We start from the raw sequence: 26,728 nt of genomic DNA, 5'->3' as shown, positions 1-26,728 counted from the left end.
TCCGGGGGAAGGGCCAGGGTGTGAAGCTTCGTAGTTTGAGCCATTCGGGCACGAAGTCGTGGCCCTCGTCGACCCGCACCGCCAGGTACTGGCCCGAGGGGATCATGCGGCGGCCGACGCCGTCGATGACGTTGCGCACCATCTGCTCCACCTTCGCGCCCACGGCCAGATCGTTGGCCAAACGACCGGTCATCATTTCATCGGCTGGCGAATGATGGTTTTCCACGGCAATGGCCGCTTCGACGACTTCGTCCGCGACGAAGTCCGGCTGCATGATCATCATCGTCCAGTTCCATTTCGCCTTGTCATTGGCGACGAAGACGGACATGTCATCGGCCCACCAGAGCCCTTCGAGCGGCATGACGGCATAGTCGATCGCTTGCGGCCCCTTCTTGACCATGAACTTGGCGGTGTAGGCGACGGAGAACAAAGCCTCCACGGCCTGCGCATACGCCTGCGACGTGTTGGGATCGCCCCGACCATCGACCATGAGGAACCTGAGCCTCGGAACATCGACCTGAACCACCGCCTTGGCGGAAGATTGGTAGAGATGCTTCAGTTCCTTCTTGAGATCGATCTTTTCCATGAGCGCTCCCGGCGACGGCCGGCCATCATGCCGGATCGCAGCGCCCGCCGATTCCGATGGGTTGGGCACGAACCATGCGCCCGCGCGTCGGCCGCCAGGCATGCAAGCCAGGCCTATGGCTCGTCGGTGAGGCGCAACACCACGCGACCCTCGATTTCGCCGCGCCGCATGCGATCAAGGATTCCATTGATGTTCTCGATGCGGTCTTCCGTCACGACGGTGTGAACCTTGCCCTCTCCCGCGAAGGCCAGCGCTTCCTGCAAGTCCTTGCGCGTCCCGACGATCGACCCGCGCACGGTCTTGGCATTGAGCACCACATCGAAGATCGGAAGTCCGAAATCACCGGGCGGAAGGCCTACCATCGACATCGTGCCGCGCTTGTGCAGCATGCCTATCGCCTGCGAGAAGGCTGAGCGCGAAGCTGCCGTGACCAGGACACCGTGGGCCCCGCGCAATTCGCGCTGCAGCGTCGCGGCCGGATCCGCCTGGGAGGCGTTGACGACCAACTCGGCACCCACCTCGATCGCCAACTTCAGCTTTGCGTCATCGACATCGATGGCCGCGACATGGAAGCCCATGGCTCTCGCGTACTGAACAGCGAGATGCCCGAGCCCACCGACGCCGGAGATGGCGACCCAGTCGCCCGGCTTGCAATCGAGCACCTTCAGGCCCTTGTAGACCGTGACGCCGGCGCAGAGCACAGGGGCGATCGCGGAGAATCCGACGTTCGATGGCAGGATCCCGATATAGCCGGGATCGGCCAGAACATAGTCCGCGTACCCTCCGTCGACCGAATAGCCGGTCATCTGCTGCTGATCGCAGAGGGTCTCCCATCCGGTGATGCAGTGTTCGCAATGACCGCACGCGGTGTGCAGCCAGGGCACACCCACCCGGTCTCCTTCCTTGACGTGTTTCACGCCGGCGCCAACGGCGGCGACATGACCGACGCCCTCGTGACCCGGTATGAAGGGCAGCGACGGCTTGGCAGGCCAGTCACCGTCGGCGGCATGCAGGTCGGTGTGGCATACGCCCGAAGCGGCGATCTTCACCAGCACCTGCCCTGGAACGACCTCAGGCACCGGCACCTCCTCGATCGTCAACGGCTTGCCGAATTCGCGGACCACGGCAGCCTTCATCGTCTTTGTCATCCCGGGCTCCTTTTCGTCGGTTGAAGTGGTGGCACGCACGCCGTCGCAGGGGATTGCGCTTTCGTGGGTCCGGATCCGAGCGGACGACGATCGCGCCAGTTTTCCACTGCGCTCAGGTCGAGGCGGTTCTTGCGCGCGCCGGAAAAAGCCGAGCTCATTTCCGCCGCACCGCCCACCAGCGACACGACGATGAAGCCCACGAACGCCGGGGTCATTCCGAACGCATCGGCCGCCTTCTGCACCGACTCGACGAAGACCTCGCTGACCAGCGCCACGAGCACCGTCACGCCGGCCAGGGTGGCCAGGGCCAGCCCAATGGGCCAGGGCGATTCGCCGTCGTCACCATGTGCCGTGCTGGCAAACAACTCGCGTTGAGCAGCCCGCCCGCGGCATCGCCCGTCTTGGCCGCAACGGATTCGGTGGCGTGACTCAGCAATGCGGCCAGCGGCACGATGGCGAGCACGGACAGCACGAAGAGCCATGTGTGGGCTTCGGGCTTGAGCTTTCCGGTGATGAATACCACCGGCACAAACGCCAGAAGCCACAGCAGTGGGTTTTGGCGGATTTCCAGGAAAAGTGGTTTCATCGTTCGGCACCTGAAGGAGCTTCGGAGTGTGCCCTGATGCTTGACGCACGCCCGCCGCTGCATTCAAGGCGCATTCACTTTGCTCCAGGTCGAATCCGGATTGAAGGTCTTCATTTCCCGCGCGATCGCGGCGCCGTTTGGTCCCAGGTCCTTCTGGTAGAGCACGCCCTCGTGACTGATCATGAAGCTGGTCACGCCGGTGTCCCCATACCGAATCGGCCAGGCGACCAGGGCGAAGCCGGCGCGCATGCGATTGCCGATGATGTAGTCGTAGGCGCCGCCCGGTGCATCCTTGCCCTGTGCCGTGAGGATCTTGTAGTGGTAGCCGTGATAGCCCTCACCCGGCCTCACGCCACCGAAACGCGGTCCCAGTGGACTTTCTCCCTGTGCGTCGTCGGGCCAGTACAGTCCGTCATGCTGGCCGGGTGTGCTCGCGAACTTGTGGGCGTACGAGAGCACGCCGTCGCCGTCGCGATCGCGCTGGGCATATTCCTTTTGAGCGTCGAAGTAGGCCAGCACCGCCTGCATGGTGGCCAGTTCGTTGCGGCCGATGCGCCGGGTCCGCATCTCGTCGGCGCCCGCTCGCGGATCGAACCGCCAGTTGCCGTCTTTCATGACCAGTGGAATGGGCAATGTCCAGCCGCCGTCGCCGACGGCCAGCACGGCCTTGTCCTGGCCGGTCGCCACGACCTTGTGCGCCCTGTCCCAGGCGGCGAGAAAGGCTTGCAGGTCGGCCCGCCCGATCTCGTCGGTCGGAAAGAAGCGCTTCCAGTCGGCCCCCAGTACCTTGCGAAGCGCCACGGAGTCATCGCGGGACACAGCATCGTGGAAAGTCTGGGCGGCCGCCTCGGCGCTGGGATAGGGCTGCTGCGCCCCGGCGAGTCCGGGGACGAGCAGGGGCGCAACGGCAATCAGCGCGGCGGCTGCGAGCCGTGCAGGGGTTCGGCAGTTGGGCATGTGCATGGCGTGCTCCTTTGTTCATCGGCGGCCTCCGCGGCCGCCACCGCCAGCGCGGCCCCCGCCACCGCCGTAGCCGCCGCTATATCCACCGCGGCTGCCTCCTCCGCTGTAACCGCTGCCACCATAGCCGCCGCGTCCGCCCGACTGCTGCGACATCTGCCGGCTGGCGTTGCCGCGGTCTATCTGCTGGTGCGCTTGCCCGGCATTGCCGACACCGCTGAAGGCGTTCTCACCACCTGCGCCGCCGCGCGCGCCTGCGCGCGACAGGCCATCGTTGCCGCCGAACCCTCCTTGGCCTCGTGCGGCTGCGTCGGCGCGCTGGCGGGTGGCCGGATCGTTGCGCAACTGCTCGCGTCCGGCGCCCGGGTCCATGCCGCGTTGTTGCAGCGCCGACTGCGCCTGCTGCCGCTGTGCGTCGCGCCCGCGGAAGTCGGCGCGGTTCTCCGCACCCGGCATGTTCTTGCCGAACTGCTGCTGACTTCGGCTGTCGCGGTAGGGCACGCCGCGCCGGTTCTGCGCGTTGTGCTGGAAGCGGTTCTGATTGGCGTTGAGTTGCCGGTTGGTGTTGATGCTGTTGTAGCGGTTCGTGTTGATGTTGACGTCGCCGCCGCCCCAATTGCACCCGCCCCACAGCGCCGCCGTGGCCGCGACCCCGATGCCGAAGGCGATGCCGGTGGCGAGCGCCGCGCCGGGATGGTAGCCAGGGTAATACATCGCCGGCGGGTACCAGTAGTACGGCGGGTAGGCCGGATAGGGCCAGGTGCCGTACACCACCGTGGGGTTGTAGAGGGGCACATAGACCGTCTGCGGGTTGGCCGGCTCGATGATGATCGCCTCTTGCTGGACGGTCACAGTCTGCTGCTCGGTCGTCTTCAGGTTGCCGCTGTCTCTCGCCCGGGCGCGCAGTTGCTGGGCGGAGTCGAGCACGTCCTTCGAGGACGCAAGGAAGGCGTCGCCCAGGTTCTGCACCCAGTCGGGCTTGTCGCCCATGGTCTGCAGCACCTGCGGGAAGGCCACCAGCGACTTGACGCTTGGATCCCAAGGCTGGTTCTCGACGGCGCGCACCGCGGCGTCGCCGGATTGCTGAGGATTGGCCTTCGACCACTTCGCGGCGTCAGCCACGTCGGCGGGGTAGGTCGACGCCATCAGCACCTGCGACAGCAGCGAGTCCGGATACAGGGCGATGGGCGCCATCATCTGGTCGATCTGGGCCTGATTGAATGTGCCGTCTGCCGCGGGCGCGGTGGATACCGTCGTTGCGGTGCCCGCCGGTCTCGGCGTGGTGATGGTCGTGGTGGTGGTCGTGACGGTCGCTGGTTGCTGCACCGCAACCGGCACGGGATAGGCGCAGCCAGTGAGCAGCACGACCAGCACGAGCGCGGACGGGAGAAAAGGCGCAAGGGAGCGGTGCATGCCAGAACGTGCGAATCGAGCGGCGACGGCGCGAAAGACGGAAATATCGAGGGCGTCGGATCCACTTCTCATAGCCAGATCTCCTCATCGTGGCGCTGCATCGCCGTCCCACCGGCCGTTGCCAGGAAGCGCCGCATTTATGAGAGTCGCCAGTCAAAGCTTGCGATTTCGAGAGGCGGTGGCCAAGTACCGCGTTCTACCCCTGGATTCCCTTCCCGTCGAGCCCTCGACTGCGCGGAGTACTCGGTTCAAATGGGATCGATTTGTCGCAGAGACGTCGCCGCACAGATCAGTTGTCATCATCGTCATGATCGCGCTCTCGGTCGCGCTCGCGCTCCCGCTCGTCGTTCATTCGCTGCGGCACAAAGCGCGGCAAGTCCCGATCGTCGAAAGCAAAGACGAAGAACTGGTTCGGATTGGCGACCATTCCGCGCGTGGCATCCGTCGGGAGCTTCAGCGGATCCGCGACCGTGGCCAGGAAGTCGTTGTCGTTTGCGACGAAGAGCGTGTGTCGGGTGGCGCCATTGACGGTGATGTCCGGGCCGAAGGCGATGCCTTCGATCTTCGAGGGGATCAGCCGCGGATCGGTGCCTGCGGCCGTCAGCTTGGCCACGATATCGAGGAATGGCGCCGCACTCTTGGTGACGGCGTAGGCCGACAGGTCGCCCGAGATGGCGCTCACGTCCCGCGCGCCGTCGAGATCGATCACGTAGAGCTTCTTGATCTTGGCCGCGGATGCGGTGTCGGTCAGCAAGGGCGTGTCGCCCCTGCCCGAACCATCGCGCTCGTCGACCAGGAACTCGTGGTTGTTGATGGCGAGGATTTCACTGACGCCGGAGCCGTCGGTCAGGCTGTACGCGTATTCGTGCGTGGCACCGGTGTAAGTGTCGATCGTGACGATGCGAAGGCTGCCCTTCTTGTCCTGCTCGAGGTTGGCCTGCATGAAGCCCACGAGCGTGCGGCCGTCGGGGGTGATGGCCAGTCCTTCCATGCCCTTGTTGGCGATTCTTCCAACCGGGTTGCTGGCGATTTCGACCGCTCCCTGCGCACTGAGCTTCGTGACCGCCAGGTTCGCAGGCAGTTTGAAGCTGCGCACGCGCTTGCCGGTGGCGCGCTCGAATTCGTGGACATAGGGCCCGTACTCGTCCGAGACGAACACGCGTTCACCATCGTTGGAAACGCGGATGCTCTCCGGGTCGAGGCGCGCGTCGAGGGCGTTGGTCGACGGCTGGGCCGGATCGAAGTTGTCCGAGCGCCCGGTGAAGTAATAGCGGTGGCGCCCCGTGTTGAGCGCCGGCGCGCCGGAACCGATCGGCGTCACGCCGTCGATTCGATTGCCCAGGCCGGCGCCGGTGCCATAGACCAGCGGCGTCGGGCTGGACAGCAACGTCGTCTTCCTCAAGGTCGGCGTGAGCGTGAACGGCAGCGTCGAACCGGCATCGCTCGGTGCGAGCGCGAGCCTGAAGGTCTGGAACCGCGGGATGTACGACACCGTGTCGTCGACCAGCGCGTTGTACGGCTTTGCATTCGGTCCGCGATCGGGCAACGCGAGGAACGTCATGCCGCCGGCGTAGGCCAGGCCCGAGCCCAGCCCGCCGAGACGATTGCCCGGAATGCCGTTTTCGAGCGGTGCGGACGTCTTGGTCGACAGATCTTCGTAGGCCCCGCTGATGCTGCCGATCGCGATCAGATCGACGCTGGCATGGGCGGCGGGTATGAGGGCAGCGGCAGCCAGCGCGCGCAGCAACAGCGTCTTTTTGAACATGAGCTTCTCCTATGCGCCGTGGCCGGCGTCACCGGATGCTCGTCGCTCGGCGTGACAAACGCGTGAATTTCGAGCCCTCTGCTGCCGGCACCGCGGGCTTTCCTGCCGCGGGCAACGGTACCGGCCTTGTCCTCGGTCTTGCTGCTGACGCGGCACGGCTTGGTTGACACGTGGCACAGCACCGCCATGTCGCCCAGGCATGGCCTTCGTTGTGGGCGCTGGCCATCAGCTCGGCGATGCGCTCGGCCTGCTCGCGCGGGGTCGGCAGGTCGATGACGATCGGCTCGGCGCCGTCGCGGCCGCAGCTCACGGGTGCAGCAGCGGGATGCCGTCGTCCAGAGATTGGGAAGGCCGCTCTAGCGCAGCGCCACAGGCACACCGGGCGCTCCCTGGCTCAGCACAGGAACCATCCGACCATCCAGCGCACGGAAGTTCGTCAGCAGGCCGACGATTCTTGCTTGAGTCAATATGGGGAGCGGCGCGAAGCCTGTACCGGCCACTGCCTTGTCACCGAGCAGGAACGAGCGGTAGAAGAAGTTGAGCGCGCGGCCGGCCCGTTCTACCGATGCGGGCGAACGCGGCACCAGGATGTAGGTCGCCGTGACGATCGGCCAGACCCCCGCCCCGTCGATGTCGAGCAAGGGCGCTGCTTCGAGGCTGGTCTTGAAAAGCGCACCGGCGCGACTCGCGGCGCTGAACCCTTCCACGGTCGGCTCGACCCACTCGCCGCGCTTGTTGCGGAGGCGGACCGCAATGAGCCGATCTCGCAGGACGTAGTCGGACGAGATGTAGCCGATAGCGCCCGGGGTTGCCTTGACAGCCTGAGCGAGCTTGCCGGAGCCGTCCACCGCGACAGTCGCGCCGGGCCACTTGGCCAGGTTCCCCTGGCTTTCGATCGATCCGGCAACGGTCGGTGCGGTCTGCTTGAGATAGCGCACAAACACCTCCGTTGTGCCTGATCCGTCCGCACGGACCACGCGCGAGATTCGCAAGTCAGGCAGCGAGAGACTCGGATTCAACGCGCTGATCGCCTTGTCGTTCCAGCGTGAGATCCCGCCGGCAAAGATTCCGGCCAGCACATCCGCGCTCAGTCGCAATGATCCGGATGTCAGCCCCGGCAGGTTCACAACCGGCACCACGCCGCCTACCAGCGTGGGAAATTGGAAAAGCTGGTTTTTCTCGAGATCGGCGGCGCTCAATGGAACATCCGTCGCGCCGAAATCGACGGCGCGAGCAATCATCTGCTTCACGCCCGCCGAGGAGCCGCTGGGCACATAGGTGAGGGCGATGCCCGTGTCGTGCGAATACTGTTTCGCCCATTCGGCGTACACCTCTGCCGGAAAGCTTGCTCCCGTTCCGGACACGGAGACGGCATCGGCTTGGGCCGCGAGCGGCAGACAGACGAGCGAAATGAGGAGCGCGGAAAGCCTGAAGAGGGACATGGAAACGGTGGCAAAAGGTACGACGCGTTCGAATGCAGGAGTCGTTTGGATGGAGTAGGACGGCATTTGGAGCCACGCGGTGTCGGTGCACCCATCGAAGCAGCGGCAAATTCGATGTGCTCGGATTGAACCGCTGATGTGCCTCCGCCGCCAAGGGCAGATGTCACAGTTGCCCGACAAAAGTGCCAGGGCGAAGTGCCGACGCAGCCCTTCTTCGTGATCGTCCCGCCGAGTCAAGCGTGCTGGCACAGCGCCGCGCCGAGGCCGGCCTGTGCGCGGCGGACGTGGCGCAATCGCTGAGCATTCCGGTGCGTCTGTTGCACGAGGCGCTCGCGGCGCGCGGGTGCGGCTTTGCCGCGCTGCTGCAGCACGCGCGCTCGGCAGCGGCCCGGCGGGCACGCGAACGCCCTGGGTCGACCATTGCGCAATTTCCTGGACGGCGGAACGGATTCGTGCACCGCCACGCCCAAGGCCACCCGCGCCAGGCGCTGGACTGCCAGCTGTCGAAGGCCTGGTCCCCGATCAGTGCGCTTGACCCGCCGGATCGGCTGGCGCGGGCCCGGAGTCCGGCCTTCCGCGCAGGGCCAACACCGCCGCGAGCGCACACGCGCCCAAGGCCCACACGATCACTGCGCCCGACGGCAGGTCGAACAAGGCCGAGAGCGCGAGCCCCAGCGCGTAACCGACCACGCCGATGCCATAGGCGAGCCAGAGCTGCCTCGCGCCACGGTGCCTGCGCGTGCCGAGGGCCGGAATGATGAGGCTGGAGAACACCAGGTAGACCCCGACGAGTTGCACCGAAGCCGTGACGGCCAGCGCAAACGCCGCATAGAAGCCGAAGCGGCCGAGCCGTTGCACCCAACCCAGGCCCAGTGCGAGCAGCAACACGGCCGAGACGCCACCCAGCCCCAGCAGTTGCGTCAGGTCGACCCACAGGATCTGCCCGACGAGCAGGTCCTTCAGGTGCTCGCCGCCATGGGGATTGCTTGCCAGCAGCAGGATGCCGGCGCAAGCGGCGAGCACGAACATCACGCCGATCAGCGCCTCTTGCTGCTGCGGCGCGCGCCGCTCGGTCCAGGTCAACAGCCAGGCGCCGAGCAGGGCCGCGGTCACCGCGGCCAACTGCACCGCGATGCCCCCCTCGGGCATGCCCAGCGCGTCGGCGGCAATGACCCCCAGTCCGGCAATCTGCGCGATCGCGAGGTCGATGAAGACGATGCCGCGGTCCAGCACCTGCATGCCGAGCGGCACATGGGTCGCAAGCACCAGCACGCCGGCGATCAACGCCGGGCCGAGGATGCTCCAGTCGAGTGCGTTCCAGTTCACGATTTGGTCCCGGCGCCGAGCAATCGAGCCAGCGTGTCGTCGAAGAGCCCGAACAGGTCCTTCGCGCCCTCGGTGCCGCCCACCGTGAAGGGCAGCTTCACTGCCGGGATGCCGGCGTTCTTGCTGAGCCAGTCCGACGGGCGCGAATCCTGATAGGCGGCATAGACCACCATTCGCGGCGGCGTGCCCTTCAGTTTGGCCTGGACCTCCTGCAGGTGCGATGCCGACGGTTCGACGCCGGGCTTGGGTTCGAGCACGGCCACTTCCTTCAGTCCGAGCCAATCGTAGAGATAGACGAAGGCGTTGTGCTGAGAGACCACGGACGCGCCCTTGAGCGGGGCGGCCTGCGCCGACCAGCGCGTGATGGCTTGCTGCCAGCGCGCCGCGAAATCGGCCTGGTTCCTGGCGTACTCCGCCGCGTTCGCCGCGTCGATCTGCTGCAGGCGCGTGCCGAGGGCGGCAGCCACCGTCGCGATGTTGCGCGGGTCTGTCTGGATGTGCGGATTGCCCGCAGCATGCACGTCGCCTTGCGAGCGGTCGACCTGCGTGGGGACTTCGAGCTTGCGCACGTAATCGGCAGCCGCGAAGTTGCCCGGCTGGCCGGGCTGCACCTTGGCGTTGCCGGATTGCTGCAGCAGCACGGGCAGCCAGCCGATCTCGAGCTCGGCGCCGGTGCAGACGACGAGGTCGGCGCCGCGTGCGCGGGAGATCAGGCTCGGCTTGGCCTGGATCTGGTGCGGATCCTGCAGCGCGTTGGTGGCGACCGACACCTCGACGAGGCTGCCGCCGAGCTCCTTGGCCAGCGCGCCCCACTCGGGCTCGCAGGCGAAGACACGAAGCGCCGCGTGGGCGGGCGCCGTCAGCAGCAGCGGCGCGGCGATCAATGAAACGAGGGAGAGGCGATGGAGGTTCATGGCGTTTGCCTTGTGTTTCGATTGGGATGGGAATGGTGCCGTCAGTAGCTGTGTGCGCCGTGCGCGCCCAGGCTCATCTGGTATTGCAGGAAGACCTGGTTGTCGACATGTCCGATCTGCGCACGGTCCTGCGCGAACTGCAGTCGGATGCGGGAGAACTCGCTGGGGTTGAAGTCAACCATCACCGAGTTCTTGCTCGGGCGATAGTTGCCGAGGAACGCGATCGAGGCAGGTCCGAAAGTCGGCGTGCCGGGATCGAGCCGTTCGGTGCGCAGACCGACGCGCCAGTTCGGCATGAACTGGTAGACCCCTTGCACGTACCAGCCCGACTGCGCCACGCTGTAGTTGCCGAAGGCGTTCGCAAAGCCGACGTCGTAGAGCAGGTTGCCGTTGCGCGCGCTGTGCAGGTACTCGCCCTGGAGCTTGAAGTTGGTCCGCGTGGCGTTGCCGTCGGGTGCCCATTTCCAGACGCCGTCGATGATCCAGACGCGCGTGTTGCCGCTGAAGACATCATTGACCGGGAATCCGGCTGCGTTCATCGCGACCAGCTGCTGGTCGGTGGCCTTCGCGTTCAGCACCGAAACGCCTGCGCGCCAGTTGTTGCTGTCGCCGATGTCGCCGCCGGTGTGCAGGGCCAGCGCGCTCATCCCGGCGCCATTGCTGCTCGGCGCGGTGCCGGGGTAGCTGCTGCTGCCTCCGACCTCGGCGCTGAGCTCGACGTACTGCTCGATCGGTGCCACCCAGCTCATCTGCAGGCCGTTGTTGATGTACTGGGTGCCCAGCATGGCCTGGTAGGCCAGCGGGTTGTCCGCGAAGTCCCAGGTGTGCGCGTGCTGCGGGTTGAGATAGCCGATGTTAGAGAAGATGCGCCCCGCCTTCACCGAGAGCCCGTTGCCGAGCGAGGTCGTCTGGATGAAGGCCTCCTCGATCGACACCGAGTTGTCGGACTCGAGCGCGATGCTGGCCGCGCCGCGCAGCCATGGATCGATGTTGGCCGCGAAGCCCAGCTCGGTCTCGCCCAGGCTGAAACCGCGCTTGCCAGGCCCGATCGAGGCGTCCGCCGGCAGCGGGAAACCGGTGATCGCGTACTTCGTCGGATCCTGCGACGTGTCGATGTAGCCGCCCGAGAGAATCAACGACAGCGACGGATTGAACGCGTTGGCGCCGGCGGACGTGGCGCCGGCGGAAGCCACGGCGGTGGCTGGCGGCGGCGCGACCGCAGCCGGGGTTGCCGTTGCGGCCGAGGCCGCGGCGGACGATGTCGCTTCGGCTGCCTTCACTCGCTGTTCGAGTGCCTGCAGGCGCGCCTCGTAATCCGCGCGCATCGCGTTGATCTCCCGTCGAAGTGCGTCGACATCGGAAGACGAGGATTCGGCCGTCGCCGCGAATGGCACGGCCAGGGCCAGCGCTAGGCTCGCCCGATAGAGCTGGTTCATGGATCGACGCTCGCGGCAAGGACGTTGCAATGCATCCGCCCGGAGAAGGGCGGGTCGGTCAACAGTCAAAGCGAAGCGTGCGGTGGGGCTCGACTCCTGTAGGCAGGGGCCAGCAGCGCCTGCCAGGTGCCCCCCGAGGCGCCTTGCGGTGCCTCGTGGCGGGCGGTGAAACAAGGGAGGCACGGCGGCTCGGAGCGGAGCGCGCCGCCATGCAACGCTGCCGCCGTCAGGCAAAGCTCACATGCGAAAGAATGGGGAGGCCCTTTGTCGCCGATCTTCTGCTCGACTGTGTGCGACAGGGCATGCACGACAGAGGCGAACTGGGCCACCGGCAGCAACAGCGCGAGCCACAGCACCCACACCCGGCGGCGCGGCGAACCTGGGCGATGTCGAGGATTGCGCATGGAGGCCTGCATCTTAGTCTTGGCGCGAGGCGCCGTGATGGGCGTTGCGCATCGGCATGGCCTTCGTTGCCTACAGGCTTGCTGGCGCCGGCCGCGGCCAGCGCTCATTGAGGCGGCCTGCTTCTTCGTAGACCTGCGCCAGCCTCGACCATGCGCTGCGCCGCCTCGGTGGCAACGGAGATCTTGCCCTGTTCTCGAAGGGCGACGACCTCACGGTCCATCGACTGGATGGCCCGTACTTCAGCGGTTTGGGCGTTGACCAAGATGGGTGCGGCCAAGAATCGTTCTTGCGTTGTCCTCGGTGTTGCTCGACCAGAGCCGGCTCATGACCGCAGGCAGTCCTCGTAGTCGGGCTGCCCGCCGCGTTGCTCGATGGCTTTTGGGGGCTCCGCAAACGCCCCTCCAGCGGAAATGGGGCAGATTGACTTACAGCCAAGGCGCGAGGACGATTCGAGTTTTTTCACGCCCACAGGCGCTGGCGCGTTCGCCCAATTGAAACCACATATTCATGGAGGTCTCAATGAATGAACAGCAAGCCGAGCAACAAGCGGCTGGTTCCGACTCGACCGCGTCGTGCTCGCTTTCACCTCCCTCCCACAGCGCGGCGTTTGCGCGCATCAGCGAGCGCCGCGGCCTGTTGCGCCGCATGTGGACGTTTGCGGCGGTCAGCATGACATCCGGGTTTGCAACGCTCACGTCCTGTGGCGGAGGCTCCGGCGGCCAGACAACACTCGCTGCTCCTCAATCGCCACCTGCTCCTTCGCCTTCGCCTTCGCCTCCACCTCCACCTCCACCTCCACCTCCACCTCCACCTCCACCTGCACCTCCACCTGCACCTCCACCTGCACCTGCACCTGCAACAACGACGCCCGCCCTCGGCGCCCACGCGATCGTCTTCAACCATGACGGCGTGTCGTCCTCATCGCTGTCCACTTCCGGCATGTCCACCCGCACGACCGGAAGCACCGTGTTGGCCTGCGTCGGGCGGGGTGTGCTTTCTGCCATCGCGCCGACGGACAACGCGGGGAATTCCTTCGTCCAGCTCGATGTGGCGCACACCTACACCTTCTGGCCAAGCTCGGGGACGGTCTTGTATGCCTGCGCGCAGGCCCGGGGCCTGGTCGGTCACACGGTCACCGTGGCGAAGCCCACAGCCACCGACGAGACGACCCTGAGCGTTGTCGAGATCACCGGTGGTGGCTTCGTGCGGGATGTGCAGTGGCGCGAGGTGCTGTCTGGTCAGCCCTTGACCAGCGCCAGTGTCACCACCACCGGCCCTGCGCTGCTCGTCGCATGGTGGTGGGGCGACGCGGGTGTCGGCCCGGAGCAGACGGCCGTGCCCAACAACGGGTTCACGGTGATCGATTCGGTACTGGAATCGGGTCCATTGGTGCAGTGCGCCGTTGCCGTCAGACAGGTTGGCGTGGCCGGCACTTACAACGTGACCTGGACCCCAACGCCACAGCAAGGAGCGCAGCTGTGGGTCGTTGCCGTGGAGGCGGCCTGAGGTATCGATCGCACGTCAAGTAGATCTCGTGATGCTTGCCGGCCCGGCCACTTCGCGCATCGATGAAATCGTGCAGTCGTTCCACCGTGGGGCCTTCGTCCGAGAACGGCCCGACGTGCAGTCCCTGAGCGCACAACCCCTCCGAAACACTCGCGATGGGATCGTCGACCTACGAATGGATGCTGCGCCACGTCGTCGAGCCGGGGGCCGCATGGCCCTACACGCAACCCACATGGGTGTTCAGCAGCCGCGCGCTGCCCGGCGTGCCCTCCGCGGCCGTTCACTTCGTCCGAGGCGATGTGCGGCCGGTGCACGGCAAACCCTTGCTTCCGCGTCGCATCGTTTCGCCGTCCTCGCAACTCAAGAAGGCCAGGTTTGTCGGGCCGGGTTTGCGGAGCTCACCTGCTCGGTGTCGAGAAGGCAATCAGCCGATACTCGGCACTGACCTTCGGGCAGTTGCCCCGTTCAAACACCCAACCTGATCTCTCCCATGGTCACCTGCTACCTGCGCTATGTCATCGATCCGTTCAAGCTCAAGGAGTTCGAGCACTACGGACGGATGTGGATTCCTCTCGTCGAAAAGTTCGGAGGACAGCACCATGGCTACTTTTTGCCATCGGAAGGCGCGAACAACATCGCGCTCGCCATGTTCACGTTTCCGAGTCTCGCGGCGTACGAGGAATATCGCGCCTTGTCTGCTGCCGACGCAGAGTGCCAGGCGGCGTTCAAGTATGCGGAAGACACCCGCTGCATCCTCAGCTATGAGCGCAGCTTCTTCAGGCCTGTCTTCGAGTGAGTCGGCCGGGATGACGGCTTCGAAGCCAGCACGGCACGCATTCAGGCGGCCGGCGGCTTGCCGGTGTTGGTCGCCAATTGAGCGGCGAAAGCTCGCTGGTAGGCGGGCCGCGCTTCGCCGCGGGCGACATAGGCAGCCAGGTTCGAGAATTCGCCCAGAAGGCCCGATGGCTTCAGCCTGAGAAGCACCGACACCATCATCAGGTCGCCCGCGCTGAAAGCACCGTCGAGCCAGTCGGCATTGCCCAGGCGAGCGGAAAGCGGGTCCAGCCGGTTGCGGACACGATCCGCGACCAGCGGGATGCGCTCCTTGCTCCAGGGCTTGTCGCCCTCCACAAGCCGGGCGATTGCGAGCTCGAGGATCGGCGGCTCCACCGTATTGAGCGCGGCAAACATCCATGTGATTGCGCGCGCCCGTGCATTGGCATCCTTGGGCAGCAGGCCCGCACGATGCTCGGCGATATGGAAGACGATCGCGCCTGTCTCGAACAGGGCGAGATCGCCTTCCTCATAGGTCGGAATCTGGCCGAAAGGATGAAGACCCAGATGCGCAGGTTCCTTCATCGCACGGATCGAAACAAGGCGAACCTCGTAGGGTTGGCCCACTTCCTCAAGCGCCCACCGAACGCGCGTATCACGCGCCAGCCCCTTGCCGCCATCGGGCGATCGTTCATAGGCGGTAATGAAGATGGTCATCGCGAGGCGCCTCCTGCCGAAATCATCGGCCAATGGGCACCGCGTTGGCAACAATGAGCCGCGCAGTCGCCCGCCGCTCACGGGGTGCAGCAGCGGAATGCCATCGTCGTCCTTCTCCTGCGGGCGCAGCAGCTCGGTCGCCATCGCACGCCGGGCATCGCCGACAACGATCATTCGCCCTGCGAGGAATGTCCCCGGGGGCCCTTCGGCACGTCATTGAGAGGCGGAACGAGCGCTCTCCACGCCTGAGGCATGGTCCCGACCTTGTTCGAGCTCGTGACCTCGTAATGGCGCACGGTCGGCTCGCGGTCGAGAAGTTTTCGCTGGTCCGACGGATCGATGGTGGATCGTCGAAGGTCGTCCCCGACATGGGCGCCGATGTCTTCCATGGAGTTCCAGACGGAGACGAAGGCGACCTCCGTGCTTCCATCACCGAGATCCCGAAACAATGCGACGGCACGCTGGCAGCCTGAAGCGGACCGGTACTCCTTGAGCTTGGTCCGCTCGAGGTGTTCCCGGCATTCTTCGCGCAGGGGCGTCAGTATCCAGAACGTCCACGCGCGAAGAATCATGTCCATCCAATGTTTTTGTGTCGATGCGGTTCGATGTGGCGCCTGAAGGCTGGCGCTTCGCCACCCGCCCTATCTTGCACAAGATGTCAGAATCTTCGCAGGGAAAAAGTCGCGCTTTGCGCTTCCGTGTGGGACGACCTTCCGATCTCCGGCTGCGCCGCGATGGACAGCGTCTTCGCGTGTCCGATCTGATCGGTCGGGCCCAGCGGCTGTCTACGAGCGCTTGGCATTGGAGAGCAAGGCCTTTGCGGCTTCTATCCGGGAAGCCAAAGGCGCCGTGTCGTCGTTCATGACGCCTCTCAGAAAACGTACCGCTTCGGCGTCCCCTTGCTCGCACGTCCGCACTTCGGCCGGCACGGGTGACTTCAAGGCAGCCGGTTCGCGAGACGCATCCCCTTCGATTGCGCCAAGCTGATTCAACGCGGCTTCGAAAGCAACTTCTTGGATGGGCTCGAGCACGCGCAGAATCGTCGCCTGGCCTTCGCCGCTGGGCGGAAAGTCCAGCCACGGCGTATCGGCAAACACCGACGCCAAATCGGGGGCGACGAACGCCGACCAGCGATCCGGGCTGATCTCGACGGGCGGCGCAGCCGGGAATCCAGCCGCCTCGGTGGCCAGGCGTACCTGCGTCGACACGACGTCTGACAGGTATCGTGCACGGAGGCCCTGCAGAAAGTGCTCGCCGGCACGCCGCGAAATCGGCGACGCAAGGGAGAACCACAGCTGCAGTCCGTCGACGCCCGAGACCGCGATGGCGGGGGGAGGAAGGTCGAGATCCGATTGGACACCCTTCCAGACGGAAGAAAGCTGTCCCCAGCCCCCGGGTAGCGCCAGCTCCAGCACCAGGGCGCGGATGCCACGCTGGCGCCCCACATCTCCGACACCCGGGGCGGCGCCATCTGCGGCGTTCGCGCCCAGTCCGTACAGGCGATCAAGTTCGAACTGCAATTGATTCATGCCAAGCATGCTAGTCGACGAGGGTTTGCGCACCGCACTTCTCTCGATCTGCGAGCACCCACCGGCATCGAGCCCACAGAATTGGGAACAAACGGATCCAACGCCTCCGGCGCTGCGCGCCAGCTGCTCTTGCTGCAGGCTCATCACGCGCAGGAAGTCGGGGATGGTGGCGGCTTCATCCGCATCGAGCATGCCTTGCCACTTGCCCTCGTGAACGATCAGCTGCGCGTCGCGCTTGAGGGCATCGACCACCTGCAGCGTCTGGTGGCGCGGGCGCAGCGACAATGCACCCATGACTCAAGGCAAGCGCATCTCGGCAGACATCGGCGTCAGGCTGCAACAGCCGGAAGGCCGCTGAGCCATGGTCCCACTGCAGGCGGAGCGCACCACCACGGTCCTCCACACGCTTCCCAACGGGGTGAGGCTGCTCGCCATTCACATTCCCCATGTGCAGAGCGCCAGTGTGGGCGTGTTCCTGCGTGTCGGCTCCCGGGACGAGACGCCGGTCAGCAACGGCATCGGCCATGTGCTGGAGCACATGGCGTTCAAGGGGACCGCCACCCGCTCCGCTCAGGCCATCAACCTGGATGCGGAGCGGCTGGGAGCGGATGTCAACGCGTTCACGGGCAAGGACACCACCGGCTACTTCATGACCGGCCTGGGCCGGCACGCGGCGCAGCTGCTGCGCATGACGGCCGACATCGTCTTGAACAGCACATTTCCCGACGGTGAATTGCAGCGCGAGCTGGAAGTGATCCGCCAGGAGGCCATCGAGTACGAGGAGGATCCGCTGGATAGCGCCAGCGAACTGCTCGACCGCGCGATCTGGGGCGACGACCCGATGGGCATGCCTGTGATCGGCACCGTCGGCAACATCGAAGGCTTTACCCGGCACGACCTGGTCCGCCACGTGCAGTCCCACTACGTGGCGGAAAAAACCGTCGTCGCGGCGGCCGGGAACTTCGACGTCGAAGCCTGGGTGGCGCTCGCGGGGGAACTCTTTGCAGCGATGCCCGCGTCGGCCGACCTGCCCGTGCCGCGACAGCCGACGCCCGCGAAGTACGTCGGTCATGCCATGGCCCGGCGCTTCACCCAGGTGTCGCAGGTGTTCCTGAACATGGCCTACCCGCTGGCGCCCGCGCGGCAGGAGGAGATGCCGCAGCAGCGCTGGCGCCTTGCGGCATCGCTGGCGGCCAACCTGTTTGGAGGCGGGATGTCGGCGCCCCTGGTCGACACCGTGCGGGAGCGGCTCGGCCTGGCCTACACGGCCGATGCCACGCTGGACAGCGGGGACGTCTGGGCCAACTTCGTGGTGCATGCGGTCACGACCCCGGACAAGCTCGACGCGCTGGTGACGGCGACCGGCGGCCTGCTGCGCGCGCAGGCCGCCACCATCGATCCGGTGCACCTGGAGCGGGCGAAGAACCAGCTGATCGTGTCCCGCGTGCGCGCAGGGGAGCGGACCTACGCGGCGATGGAGCAGGCCGTCGAAGAGCTCTTCGCCAGCGGGACCGTGACGCCGATGGCCGAAGCGATGGCGATGATCGACGACATCGGCGCGGAAGAAGTGCGGGCGGTCTTCGAGCGGATGCTGGCCACCCCCCCGGCGCTGGCGATCACCGGCAAGGGCGCCAGCGCGCGAACCGCGCGGCAGCTGGCAGCGCGCCTGGCTGCCTGACGCCGTTCTGCCTGCGAGCAACTGAACGGCATCGCGCCCACAGAATTGGGGATTCGGGCACCGGCGCTCGGGCCTAGCCTACTCGGCGCTGGCAACAACCCGCCCAGGCGCGCCTGTGGGCCATTTCCATAGAGGAGGAAGTCGATGTCCGCAAACCCGAACGCGAACTGGAGTGCCTTCGACCTCTGGCGCCAGTGGTTGCGACAGCCGCCTGGTGCCTTCGTCCAGCCCATACTGCCCGGCTGGTCGCTCAACATCAACAGCCACAACTCCACGGCGCCCGAGACCGAGGTCGACATCGTTGCCAAGCACAGCTACGGTCGCCAGATCGGCCGCATCTCGGATGCGCTTCGCGTGCTGATCCTCGATGCGCACCCCAAGCCGCCCGAGACCGGACCGCTGGGGGAATTCATGACGATGTGGGACGAGATCGAGAAAGTGAAGCTCGACGGCGCGGCGGAACGGCTTGGGCGGATCGCGTCCGACCTGGCGTTGCTGAAGGACAAGGACCACGCTGAATACCTGCAGCTGCGCGATGCCTTGCGGCGGGCGCTGAAGCAAACGGATTGAACGGCTCCGGCGGCGCGCCGACAAAAGCTAGTGGTCATCGTCTTCACGCTGGTGGCGGATCGCGGCAACCACGATTTCCTTGTCGCTGACGATTCGAAACAAGGCCACATACCCCGACGCTCCAAAGGGAATGAACAACTCTCGCTCGAGTCGGTCTTCGTCAGCGATGCGGCAGGTGAAGGGATTGGTCTCCAGGATTCTGATTTCCACGCGAATCGCGGCGACAGCGCGACGCGGCAGATCGAAGTCTCCGTATTGCAGCGCTGCTTCAATGAGAAAGTCCTCAAGACGCATGAGATCCTCGTGGGCTTCATGCGTGAGGGCGACGGTGTAGGTCACGAGCGAGAGGCCGTGCCGCGCTTCGCCTGCGCGAGCTCAGCGACTCGCGCATCGAGGCGTGCCTGCATGGCGTCGAGCGCATCCTTCGCCGAGTAATACTCGCCGCTCTTGCTCGCGCGCTTCAAGGATGCGCGGCCTCTCTCGAGAAAATCCTGCTGCGATCTGCGCCGCTGTGCGGCTTGCACTGCTGCGTTCTCCGCAAACTGCGACAGCGTTTCTCCCGGTCGCAGGACGCTTTCAATTTCTTCGCGCACGGAAGGCTCCACACGCACGGGCGGCAACTGGGCGGTTTTCATGGCTCAGCTGTAGTGCAAATGCTATGCAGAGCCAAGCCCGTTTCCCATGGAACTGGACTTCACGCCACCCGCATCACCCGACGGGGCCGCGTGGGATTGCGTCCCGCCGATTCGCTGGATCGCCGGCGCGGCGGCGTGGGCTCTTCCCAAGCGATCTCAGCCCGCCTTGAACTCCTCCGCGGCTTGAACGTAGCTCAGGGTGCCATCGACGACCTCGATCACATCCATGGTCTCCAGCTTGGCAATCACGCAAGCCACTTTGTCAGGCTCCGGCTGCTGGCCGATGCGCGACTGGATGCGTGTCTTCAACGCTGCCAGGTTGCGCGGTCTGCTGGAGCCGCGAATGTCCTTCAGCATGCCGTCGCACACGATTTCCACAGACCTCTGCTTCCCGCCCTCAGGTCCGCACTTCGGTGCGGGTGCGATGGCCACGGGAACGACATCCAGGCTGTCCACACGCTCGACCGCCACCCCCTTCGATCGGGCATGCGCAACCGCGGGGTCATAGTCGCCGTCGCCGGCGACGATCAAGAATCGTGCGTTGCCCTCGCGCCTGCCAACCAGGTAGCCGAGATACAGCACGAGGTGGAAATCGAGCGAATTCTTGCCGGGCCTGGAGATGTCGACGATGGATACCTGCACGCCCAACTCCTGGTACCGCGGAAGCATGTTGATTTCATGCTCGCCGAAGAAGATCCAGGCTTCGCCGTTGGCGCCCATCCACGACGCCACGCACTCCGGCGACGGCTTTCGGTTCTGCAGATCGATCAGCAGGTAGGTCTTGTTCATTGCCGCACGCATGGGCAACTTTCAACCGAGGCGACTGAAAAGCTCAGCCGCATCCTTGTGTGCCTCCGCATCCTCGGTCGGCTCAAGAGGTTCGAGGCGGACGCCCTCGATGCCGTCGACGTACAGGGGCCCGCCTTGGTCGTCGTCGTAGAGCTCGCCGTCATAGAGGCCGCCATCGTGATAGGCATTCAGGTTGTTCTTCATCAGATCGACGTCCAACAGCCGCGCAAAGTAGATCCATTTCCAGCATGTCCGCAGATCGTGGTCATTGAACTGCTCGATCAACGTGCGCATCGCCTCGCTGTCTCCGGCTTCGGCAGCACGAGTCAGCCAGTACTCGACATTCGGCTGATCGAAGCGATAGGCGAGATCGACGAGGCGGCTGGGATCGCCGCCCGCCTCGGCGGCCCGATGGAAGCAGGTCGCGTCATCTCTCTGTTCTGCCAGATCCATCAGCGCGTCAGGGTTGCCGAGTTCGGCGGCTCGTTCGAGATGCTGCTGGACCACTCGATCAGGGCGCTCAGGCGATTCGCTTCGGCGCAAAGCAGCCGCGTAGGCGTCCGCCCATTCCTTCTCCACGCCGTGAAGCTCCGTCCCCTCTTGCTGAACGCGGTACCAATGGGCACTTCCCTCCTCCGCTTCATCGTCGAAGTCATCGACGTCAGAGCTTGCCAACAGCGCCAACGCGTAGTGCGCGCGGTGATCGTCCGAGGCAGCGGCACGCTCCAGGCTCTCTCGCAGAACAGCCGAGTAGGCGTCAGCATCCCAAAGCGCCCGATCGAAATCTACGTCCCTATCCTCGTCGTCGAATTCCTTACCCTCGTGATTCGCATGGAAATCGTTGACGAAGCCGTAGCCCTCTCGGGCCGACGCCACCACGTCGTCGAGATGGCGCACGCGGATTCCTCTTTCTTCGACGGCGCGCCTGATCGTCGCAGCAGCGACAAGCGCCACTTCCGGCGCGTGCCCGAGCTCAAGGGCTCGTGTGCCGGCGTCGCCGAAGGATCGCTTCTTTGCGCGAACGCGATAGTCGGGGTCTTCGTCGAAGACATGGTTAGCGCACAACGCGGCGTACGAGTCGAAACCCAGCGTCGCGGCCAGAACCTGGTAGACGTGTCCGAGCGAGAACGAGGAACCCGCTGCCGCCTTGATGGCGCATTGCGCCTCAAATGCAAGCTTCTTGATAGTCATGGCAATCCTTTCGTAGTGGCAACACCGCGACGAAGCGAACGCACACGTTTAAAGCCTCGACGCGGCAGCGCCAAAAGGAAATTGCTGATGACTGAGAAGAGGGAGAGCCTTGTTTTACTCGTGTGCAAGTACGGTGGGCACCGGCGCAAAGTTTAGCGATTTGGCCGATGGTTGGCACTTCTGCGTTGCAGTTTCGCAACCGCTACGCGGCACGAGAACGCCTTCGACGGTCACTGCCTCACCGCATTCGCCACGATCAACCGCGAAGTCGCCCGCGTCGCCCCCACATAGAACAACCGCATCTCCTCCAGCGGATCGCCCTCCTCCGCCTTCGCGCCGGCCGGGTCGCCCGCCACAGCCTGCCGCGCCCCCATCACCGCCACCACCGGAAACTCCAGCCCCTTGCTCGCATGCAGGGTCATCACCTTGATGGTGTCGGCCAGCGGGTCGAAGTCGTGCGTGCCCTTGCGCACCTTGTGCGGCAGGCGGCGGCGGGTCAGGGCCTTGGCGCATTCGTCCATCAGCGCCCAGCTGCGGCACAGCACCGCCATGTCGCCCCAGGCGTGGCCTTCGTTGTGGGCGCTGGCCATCAGCTCGGCGATGCGCTCGGCCTGCTCGCGCGGGGTCGGCAGGTTGATGACGATCGGCTCGGCGCCGTCGCGGCCGCAGCTCACGGGGTGCAGCAGCGGGATGCCGTCGTCGCCGTTCTCCTGCGGGCGCAGCAGCTCTGTCGCCATCGCGCTGGCGACCTGCAGGATCTGACGCGTGTTGCGGTAGTTGATTTTCAGGATGGTGGTGCGGCCCTGCGCCTGCACGCCCACGCTCTTGAAGCTGAAGGGCTTACCGCCGCGCCGCTTGTCGTAGATGCTCTGGGCATCGTCGTACAGCAGCAGCAGGCTGTTGGTGTGGGGGTCGACCATCTGCGTGACCAGCTTGAGCCATTCGGGCGCGAAGTCGTGGCCCTCGTCGACCAGCACCGCCAGGTACTGGCCCGAAGGGATCATGCGGCGGTCGACGCCGTCGATGACGTTCTGCACCATCTGCTCCATGAACGCAGCCGTGGGCAAGCCATTGCGCGGCAAGGGCTGGCCGAAGGCCACCAGCTGGTCGCGGCACCACTTGTGGAAGTGCCGCACATGCACGCGCCCGTCCAGCTGCTTGGCCCGCATCACGGCCTGCAGCTTGACCGCCAGCGGCTCGTTGTAGCAAAGCACGAGCACCGGCTTGGCCGCGTCGGCGTTGCCAAAGGCCTTGGCCAGGTACTCGGCGCGGTAGCCGAGGATCATGGTCTTGCCGGAGCCGGCCACGCCGTGGATCACGCGGTGGCCGTCGCCGAGGCTGCGCGCCAGCTGCTCCTGCTGCAGGTCCATCACGCGCAGGAAGTCGGGGATGGTGGCGGCTTCGTCCGCATCGTCGAAGGGCGACGCAGCGAAGAGCGTGCCCTGCTCGGCCACGCGCACTTCGGGGAACAGGTTCCAGCGCACGCGGTCGATCTGGGGCAGCGAGAGCGTGCCGCGCATGAGCCGCGGGAACATCTCCCACAGCCGGCGCTGGAAGGGCTCGGGCTCGCATTCCTCCAGCATCTCGTCGGAGCAGATCACGCGCTGCGGCTCGATCGCGTTGCCGAGGCCCGCCGCATCGAACTGCTTGCGCGTGATGCGCGTGAAGACCACGCCGTAGCTCCACGGGAAGGTGAGCATGCCTTGCCACTTGCCTTCGTGAACGATCAGCTGCGCGTCGCGCTTGAGGGCATCGACCACCTGCAGCGTCTGGTGGCGGGCCTGCTCGATGGGGTTAGGCACGCTCTTGGGCACGCCGTCGGGCGCGATCAGCCAGTCGCCCCGGCTCGCCTTTCGGATGGTGTCGAGGCGCCAGTCCTTGGTCTCCAGAATCAGCAGGCCACGGCGCGGGTGCAGCACGACGAAGTCGGGATGGCACTGCTTGGGGCCGATGGGCACGTCGTACCAGAGCAGGTAGTCGTCGTCGAGCTTCTGCTGCAGGCGCTCGGCGAGGCGGCGCTCGCCGGAGGTCATGCGGGCGACGCAGGTGCTGAGGGCGGGGAGGAGGACGGCCATGGGGCTCTGAGGGCGATGAACTGGGCATCATGGCGGTGTCGAGTCTTGCTCGGCCGCGTCTTCGTGATCATTCAGGCCGGGACTGTGCAATATGACCGACCTTGAGCGGGGGGCGAAGCTGATCTCGATAGATATGACAGCAATGCAGCGGGAGCCGTCGTTCCCAGCTCGCCGATCTATGACTCAGATCGGCCAGGAGCGGGTATCTGTGAACGGCAGCTGTCCGGCAGCTCGGCTCCCTCGGTTTGCACCAAGCGAATGACAGGACTACCATGTTGCTGACCGCCCGGGGGTGTCAGCCGTTGCGCTCGGCAGGCTGTTTCACTTGACTCGGTGTGGTCTCGATGAGAGTTGAGAGCGGCCAAGAGCTGGAGAACCGTGATTACTCAACGCAACTTGTCCGTCGGACTGCCATTGGGGTTCGCTCTGGGGTCGCTCACGCGAGTGCGGCCACGCCCAAAGGTCATCGCTTGGCTCAATCCATACCTCAGAGCTAACAATGCCCCCGGTGCGGAGCAGTTCCATGGTGCAAGGCTCACATCATGAGTGACCGGCGCATCCTCATCGTGGCGCACCGGACCGCGGCCTCGCCCAAGCTGCTCGCCGCGGTCGCCGAGCGGGCTGCACGCGAGCCGTGCGAGTTCACGCTCTTGGTTCCTCGGCCGTATTGGGACCCGGACACCGAGGAGGCGGCCATCACGCTCGAGCTCGCGATTCCGCTGCTCGACACGGCCGCGGGCTCACATGTGCAAGGGATCGTCGGGGCCACCGACCCGTACGAGGCCGTGCGCCAGACACTCGAGCGCGAGAAGTACGACGAGGTCATCATCTCGACGCTGCCAGAGCGGATCTCACGGTGGTTGCACCTCGACCTTGCCCACCGCATCGAGAGGTTCGGCGTGCCCGTGAGCGTCGTAACTGCGGACCAGGCGGAGCGCACCCTCTCGCCAGGAGCCGGGTCGAGCTGATCGGATGCCGCGCGTCGATCCGAGCCGCGCCTGACTGCGTCTGGATCAGCTGATGCCGGCGATTCAGCGCTTGCGTTTGCACTTCTCAACGGCAGCTTTGGGTCAGGCAATCCTGAACTTCGAACGACGGCAACGGGCCCATCCTTGCCGCTCAAGCTCCGCACTTGAACTTCAGCTATCAGTCTGGAGCACGCGTTCGAGCTTGGACCTCGAACTGGAACTGCCGGCCATGACCAGACAGTCACTCGCCCGCCTGCTAGGACCGGTCTCGCTCGTTTACTTGCCGTTGGCTACTGGGCGGAAGCGCCCTTCGCGAGCCAAGAGGCCTACGCCGAAATCAAGGGTTTACCCGTAAACCCTATCGAATGCGTGGTCAGCCGCGAGGCGAACTCGCTGCTCCTCTGGAGATCTCATCTGCCAGCGTGCGCAGCAGCGGCACATAGCGCGTGGCAATCTCGCGATCTGTTACGGCGTTGTTTTGCAGAACCAAGTTGATCGCGCCGATTGCGTGCTCGCCGATTCGTATCGGGAAGCCCACGGCCGTCACGCTGGCCTCGGTGAGCCATTCCCCCTTGTTCATCGCGTATCCACGTCGTCGAGTCTCCCGCAGGACCCGCTTCACATAGGCGCCGTCGCGCGCCATTTCTCCAATGGCGTCGGTGCGTTCCTGCAGCAACGATAGCGTGGCCTCGCGCTCTTCGTCTGCGCACCAGGTCAGCCACGCTCTGCCGAGCGAAGAGACGAGCATAGGAATGCGAATGCCGATCGTCGCGCGGTGTTGCGAGAGCATGCTCACCCGGTGGGTGGATTCCCGCACGATCATGAAACCACCGTCTGGCGTGGCCAAGTCGCTCGGCCATGAAAGGGCGCGTAGATGCGCGCGCATCGCTGGTGCTGCCACCCGGTCGATCCAGTCGGCGCCCACGTACCCCTCGGACAAGCGCCTCACTTCAAAGCCCAAGGCATAGGACAACCCGTCGTCCTTGTGGTGCACCAAGCCTTCTGTCTTTAGTGTCTCGAGCAGGCGCTTGACGGTGGTGCGGTGCAGCCCGGTGACGCGAGCCAGTTCCACGACCCCGCCAATGCCGCCAGGCATCGCGTTCAAGGCCCGCAGCACGGCCAGCCCGCGGCTCAGGCCGCGCACCTCCCGGTAGAGGGTCGAGTCCCCAAAATTTGCGGATACGGGCATTCGTCGCTTTCGTTCGGTGCACTGTGTGCACGGACTATACGACTTGAGGCCCCCCTCAGACACTGCCAACCAGTCGCAAGGAATGCGACGACAGAAGCCTCACCCACCCTATCAGGAGACAAGATGTCCATCACTCGCCGTGCCCTTTGCACCATTGCCGCACTGGGTTTCGCCGCCAGCCCATCCTGGGCACAGGAGTGGCCTGCCAAGCAACCCATCAAGATCATCGTGCCGTATCCGGCCGGCGGAAATGCCGACTCGGCGGCGCGTGCGGTCGCAGAGGCGGCGTCGGCCAATCTCAAGCAAACCATCATCATCGACAACCGCCCCGGTGCCTCCTCAATTATTGGCACGGAAGCCGTGGCCAGGGCGCCGGCGGACGGCTACACGATCGGGGTGGTCTCGGATTCCCACGCCATCAACCATGCGATGGCCAAGCTGCCGAAGGCCGCCGACGTGCTCGGCGCCAAGGTGCCCTACGACGCGCTGAAGGACTTCGTTCCGGTCTCAGGAATGATCATCGTGCCGCTGGTGCTCGTCGTAAATCCCAAGGTACCGGCTCGCACCGTCAAGGACCTGGTCCAACTTTCCAAAGACAACAAGAACTCGGGCCTGAATTTCGGCACCATGGGAACGGGAAGCCCGTGGTTCATTCACATGCACCAGCTGCGCGGCTTGACCAACGCTGACTTTGTGGACGTGCCCTACAAAGGTCTGGCGCCGGCGGCCACGGATCTGTTGGCGGGACAGATCGACACGATGGTCATGCCGGTGCACTACGCGCAGCAGTACATCAAGGCGGGCAAGCTGGTGCCGATTGCCACGCTGGGCGCGCAGCGCCATCCGCTGCTGCCAGAGGTTCCGACCTTGGCCGAGAGCGGCTACCCCGGCTTGGCGATCTCTAACTACCTCTTCTTTGTGGCTCCTGCAGGAACGCCGCAAGCCATCGTGGACAAGCTGGGCCGCGAATTCAACGCGGCGCTCAAGCAGCCGGCGATGAAGGACAAGCTGGGTATCTCGGGTGACCCCTATCCGGCGGACTCTGCCGAGCTCGCAGCACGCGTACGCCGCGACATCGAGACCTACGGCTCGGTGATCCAGGCAACCATCAAGTAACCAAGCAGGG

28 protein-coding genes and 1 pseudogene are annotated in these 26,728 nt (G+C 65.3%); 8 read left to right on the top strand and 21 right to left on the bottom strand.

What is annotated here, in order from left to right; all coding sequences use genetic code 11:
* Positions 1-58: 58 nt before the first annotated feature.
* The gene (locus tag AC1DYD_RS13040; protein WP_478173157.1) at positions 59-811 is read left to right on the top strand and encodes a hypothetical protein; all 753 of its coding nucleotides are present in this window, start codon (positions 59-61) and stop codon (positions 809-811) included.
* Here AC1DYD_RS13040 and adhP read toward each other — a convergent pair.
* From adhP to AC1DYD_RS12980, 12 genes are all read right to left on the bottom strand, one after another.
* Positions 700-1,734 (bottom strand): alcohol dehydrogenase AdhP, encoded by a 1,035-nt coding sequence (gene adhP / locus AC1DYD_RS13035; protein WP_478173156.1) that lies wholly within the window; start codon positions 1,732-1,734, stop codon positions 700-702. The genes AC1DYD_RS13040 and adhP overlap by 112 nt on opposite strands.
* Positions 1,731-2,021 (bottom strand): hypothetical protein, encoded by a 291-nt coding sequence (locus tag AC1DYD_RS13030; protein ID WP_478173155.1) that lies wholly within the window; start codon positions 2,019-2,021, stop codon positions 1,731-1,733. The genes adhP and AC1DYD_RS13030 overlap by 4 nt, the downstream gene beginning before the upstream one ends.
* Positions 2,018-2,320, bottom strand: a complete 303-nt coding sequence (locus AC1DYD_RS13025; protein ID WP_478173154.1) for a hypothetical protein — start codon at positions 2,318-2,320, stop codon at positions 2,018-2,020. The genes AC1DYD_RS13030 and AC1DYD_RS13025 overlap by 4 nt, the downstream gene beginning before the upstream one ends.
* Before the next feature lie 63 nt (positions 2,321-2,383).
* Positions 2,384-3,283 (bottom strand): DUF2950 domain-containing protein, encoded by a 900-nt coding sequence (locus AC1DYD_RS13020; protein ID WP_478173153.1) that lies wholly within the window; start codon positions 3,281-3,283, stop codon positions 2,384-2,386.
* A 15-nt stretch (positions 3,284-3,298) separates the two neighbouring features.
* Positions 3,299-4,693 carry a DUF3300 domain-containing protein gene (locus tag AC1DYD_RS13015; protein WP_478173152.1) on the bottom strand — a complete coding sequence of 465 codons (1,395 nt, stop codon included), beginning with the start codon at positions 4,691-4,693 and terminating at the stop codon, positions 3,299-3,301.
* Between the two features lie 289 nt (positions 4,694-4,982).
* Complete coding sequence (locus AC1DYD_RS13010; RefSeq protein WP_478173151.1) at positions 4,983-6,458, bottom strand: esterase-like activity of phytase family protein; 1,476 nt, start codon at positions 6,456-6,458, stop codon at positions 4,983-4,985.
* A 356-nt stretch (positions 6,459-6,814) separates the two neighbouring features.
* Positions 6,815-7,966, bottom strand: a complete 1,152-nt coding sequence (gene pstS, locus AC1DYD_RS13005; RefSeq protein ID WP_478173150.1) for a phosphate ABC transporter substrate-binding protein PstS — start codon at positions 7,964-7,966, stop codon at positions 6,815-6,817.
* Positions 7,967-8,422: 456 nt separating this feature from the next.
* Positions 8,423-9,226, bottom strand: coding sequence for a metal ABC transporter permease (locus tag AC1DYD_RS13000; RefSeq protein WP_478173149.1), 804 nt, complete (start codon positions 9,224-9,226; stop codon positions 8,423-8,425).
* Positions 9,223-10,140, bottom strand: a complete 918-nt coding sequence (locus AC1DYD_RS12995; RefSeq protein ID WP_478173148.1) for a metal ABC transporter substrate-binding protein — start codon at positions 10,138-10,140, stop codon at positions 9,223-9,225. The genes AC1DYD_RS13000 and AC1DYD_RS12995 overlap by 4 nt, the downstream gene beginning before the upstream one ends.
* Before the next feature lie 41 nt (positions 10,141-10,181).
* On the bottom strand, positions 10,182-11,576 hold the full coding sequence (locus AC1DYD_RS12990) for a hypothetical protein (RefSeq protein ID WP_478173147.1): 1,395 nt from the start codon (positions 11,574-11,576) through the stop codon (positions 10,182-10,184).
* A gap of 508 nt (positions 11,577-12,084) precedes the next feature.
* Positions 12,085-12,258, bottom strand: coding sequence for a hypothetical protein (locus tag AC1DYD_RS12985; RefSeq protein WP_478173146.1), 174 nt, complete (start codon positions 12,256-12,258; stop codon positions 12,085-12,087).
* Positions 12,259-12,672: 414 nt separating this feature from the next.
* Positions 12,673-12,843 carry a hypothetical protein gene (locus AC1DYD_RS12980; RefSeq protein WP_478173145.1) on the bottom strand — a complete coding sequence of 57 codons (171 nt, stop codon included), beginning with the start codon at positions 12,841-12,843 and terminating at the stop codon, positions 12,673-12,675.
* 77 nt (positions 12,844-12,920) lie between these two features.
* On the opposite strand from AC1DYD_RS12980, the gene AC1DYD_RS12975 reads away from it, so the two are divergent.
* The 3 genes and pseudogenes from AC1DYD_RS12975 to AC1DYD_RS12965 all read left to right on the top strand — a co-directional run bounded on the left by AC1DYD_RS12975 (position 12,921) and on the right by AC1DYD_RS12965 (position 14,283).
* Positions 12,921-13,487, top strand: a complete 567-nt coding sequence (locus tag AC1DYD_RS12975; protein WP_478173144.1) for a hypothetical protein — start codon at positions 12,921-12,923, stop codon at positions 13,485-13,487.
* A 149-nt stretch (positions 13,488-13,636) separates the two neighbouring features.
* A pseudogene (locus AC1DYD_RS12970) lies at positions 13,637-13,969 on the top strand (hypothetical protein); the annotation flags it as partial.
* 8 nt (positions 13,970-13,977) lie between these two features.
* On the top strand, positions 13,978-14,283 hold the full coding sequence (locus tag AC1DYD_RS12965; protein ID WP_478173143.1) for an NIPSNAP family protein: 306 nt from the start codon (positions 13,978-13,980) through the stop codon (positions 14,281-14,283).
* Positions 14,284-14,324: 41 nt separating this feature from the next.
* On the opposite strand, the gene AC1DYD_RS12960 is transcribed toward AC1DYD_RS12965, so the two are convergent.
* From AC1DYD_RS12960 to AC1DYD_RS12950, 3 genes are all read right to left on the bottom strand, one after another.
* Positions 14,325-14,978, bottom strand: coding sequence for a glutathione S-transferase family protein (locus AC1DYD_RS12960; protein WP_478173239.1), 654 nt, complete (start codon positions 14,976-14,978; stop codon positions 14,325-14,327).
* Positions 14,979-15,148: 170 nt separating this feature from the next.
* Positions 15,149-15,556 (bottom strand): putative quinol monooxygenase, encoded by a 408-nt coding sequence (locus tag AC1DYD_RS12955; protein ID WP_478173142.1) that lies wholly within the window; start codon positions 15,554-15,556, stop codon positions 15,149-15,151.
* 207 nt (positions 15,557-15,763) lie between these two features.
* Positions 15,764-16,801, bottom strand: coding sequence for a hypothetical protein (locus AC1DYD_RS12950; protein WP_478173141.1), 1,038 nt, complete (start codon positions 16,799-16,801; stop codon positions 15,764-15,766).
* Positions 16,802-16,868: 67 nt separating this feature from the next.
* Here AC1DYD_RS12950 and AC1DYD_RS12945 point away from each other — a divergent pair, with 67 nt between their 5' ends.
* Together AC1DYD_RS12945 and AC1DYD_RS12940 are read left to right on the top strand one after the other, a co-directional pair.
* Positions 16,869-18,185, top strand: a complete 1,317-nt coding sequence (locus AC1DYD_RS12945; protein WP_478173140.1) for a M16 family metallopeptidase — start codon at positions 16,869-16,871, stop codon at positions 18,183-18,185.
* Between the two features lie 144 nt (positions 18,186-18,329).
* Positions 18,330-18,755 (top strand): hypothetical protein, encoded by a 426-nt coding sequence (locus AC1DYD_RS12940; protein ID WP_478173139.1) that lies wholly within the window; start codon positions 18,330-18,332, stop codon positions 18,753-18,755.
* Positions 18,756-18,782: 27 nt separating this feature from the next.
* Here the strand turns inward: AC1DYD_RS12940 and AC1DYD_RS12935 are convergent, their stop codons facing one another.
* The 5 genes from AC1DYD_RS12935 to AC1DYD_RS12915 form a co-directional block, all read right to left on the bottom strand.
* Positions 18,783-19,094, bottom strand: coding sequence for a type II toxin-antitoxin system RelE/ParE family toxin (locus AC1DYD_RS12935; protein ID WP_478173138.1), 312 nt, complete (start codon positions 19,092-19,094; stop codon positions 18,783-18,785).
* Positions 19,091-19,390 carry a YlcI/YnfO family protein gene (locus AC1DYD_RS12930; RefSeq protein ID WP_478173137.1) on the bottom strand — a complete coding sequence of 100 codons (300 nt, stop codon included), beginning with the start codon at positions 19,388-19,390 and terminating at the stop codon, positions 19,091-19,093. Before AC1DYD_RS12930 ends, AC1DYD_RS12935 begins: the two co-directional genes overlap by 4 nt.
* Before the next feature lie 156 nt (positions 19,391-19,546).
* A complete protein-coding gene (locus AC1DYD_RS12925) occupies positions 19,547-20,179 on the bottom strand; it encodes a PIN domain-containing protein (RefSeq protein ID WP_478173136.1) in 633 nt (210 codons plus the stop codon).
* Between the two features lie 21 nt (positions 20,180-20,200).
* Positions 20,201-21,370, bottom strand: coding sequence for a hypothetical protein (locus AC1DYD_RS12920; protein WP_478173135.1), 1,170 nt, complete (start codon positions 21,368-21,370; stop codon positions 20,201-20,203).
* A gap of 230 nt (positions 21,371-21,600) precedes the next feature.
* Positions 21,601-23,445, bottom strand: coding sequence for a 3'-5' exonuclease (locus AC1DYD_RS12915; RefSeq protein WP_478173134.1), 1,845 nt, complete (start codon positions 23,443-23,445; stop codon positions 21,601-21,603).
* Between the two features lie 542 nt (positions 23,446-23,987).
* Between AC1DYD_RS12915 and AC1DYD_RS12910 the strand changes: the two genes are divergently transcribed.
* Positions 23,988-24,413, top strand: coding sequence for a hypothetical protein (locus AC1DYD_RS12910; protein WP_478173133.1), 426 nt, complete (start codon positions 23,988-23,990; stop codon positions 24,411-24,413).
* 373 nt (positions 24,414-24,786) lie between these two features.
* Here the strand turns inward: AC1DYD_RS12910 and AC1DYD_RS12905 are convergent, their stop codons facing one another.
* A complete protein-coding gene (locus AC1DYD_RS12905; RefSeq protein ID WP_478173132.1) occupies positions 24,787-25,602 on the bottom strand; it encodes a DNA-binding transcriptional regulator in 816 nt (271 codons plus the stop codon).
* Positions 25,603-25,725: 123 nt separating this feature from the next.
* Between AC1DYD_RS12905 and AC1DYD_RS12900 the strand changes: the two genes are divergently transcribed.
* Positions 25,726-26,718 carry a Bug family tripartite tricarboxylate transporter substrate binding protein gene (locus AC1DYD_RS12900; RefSeq protein ID WP_478173131.1) on the top strand — a complete coding sequence of 331 codons (993 nt, stop codon included), beginning with the start codon at positions 25,726-25,728 and terminating at the stop codon, positions 26,716-26,718.
* Positions 26,719-26,728: the final 10 nt, after the last annotated feature.

This window comes from Variovorax sp. P4_B11 (assembly GCF_056402355.1).
Note: the sequence above shows the minus strand (reverse complement) of the source record. Positions and strands in the feature narration are given on the sequence as shown.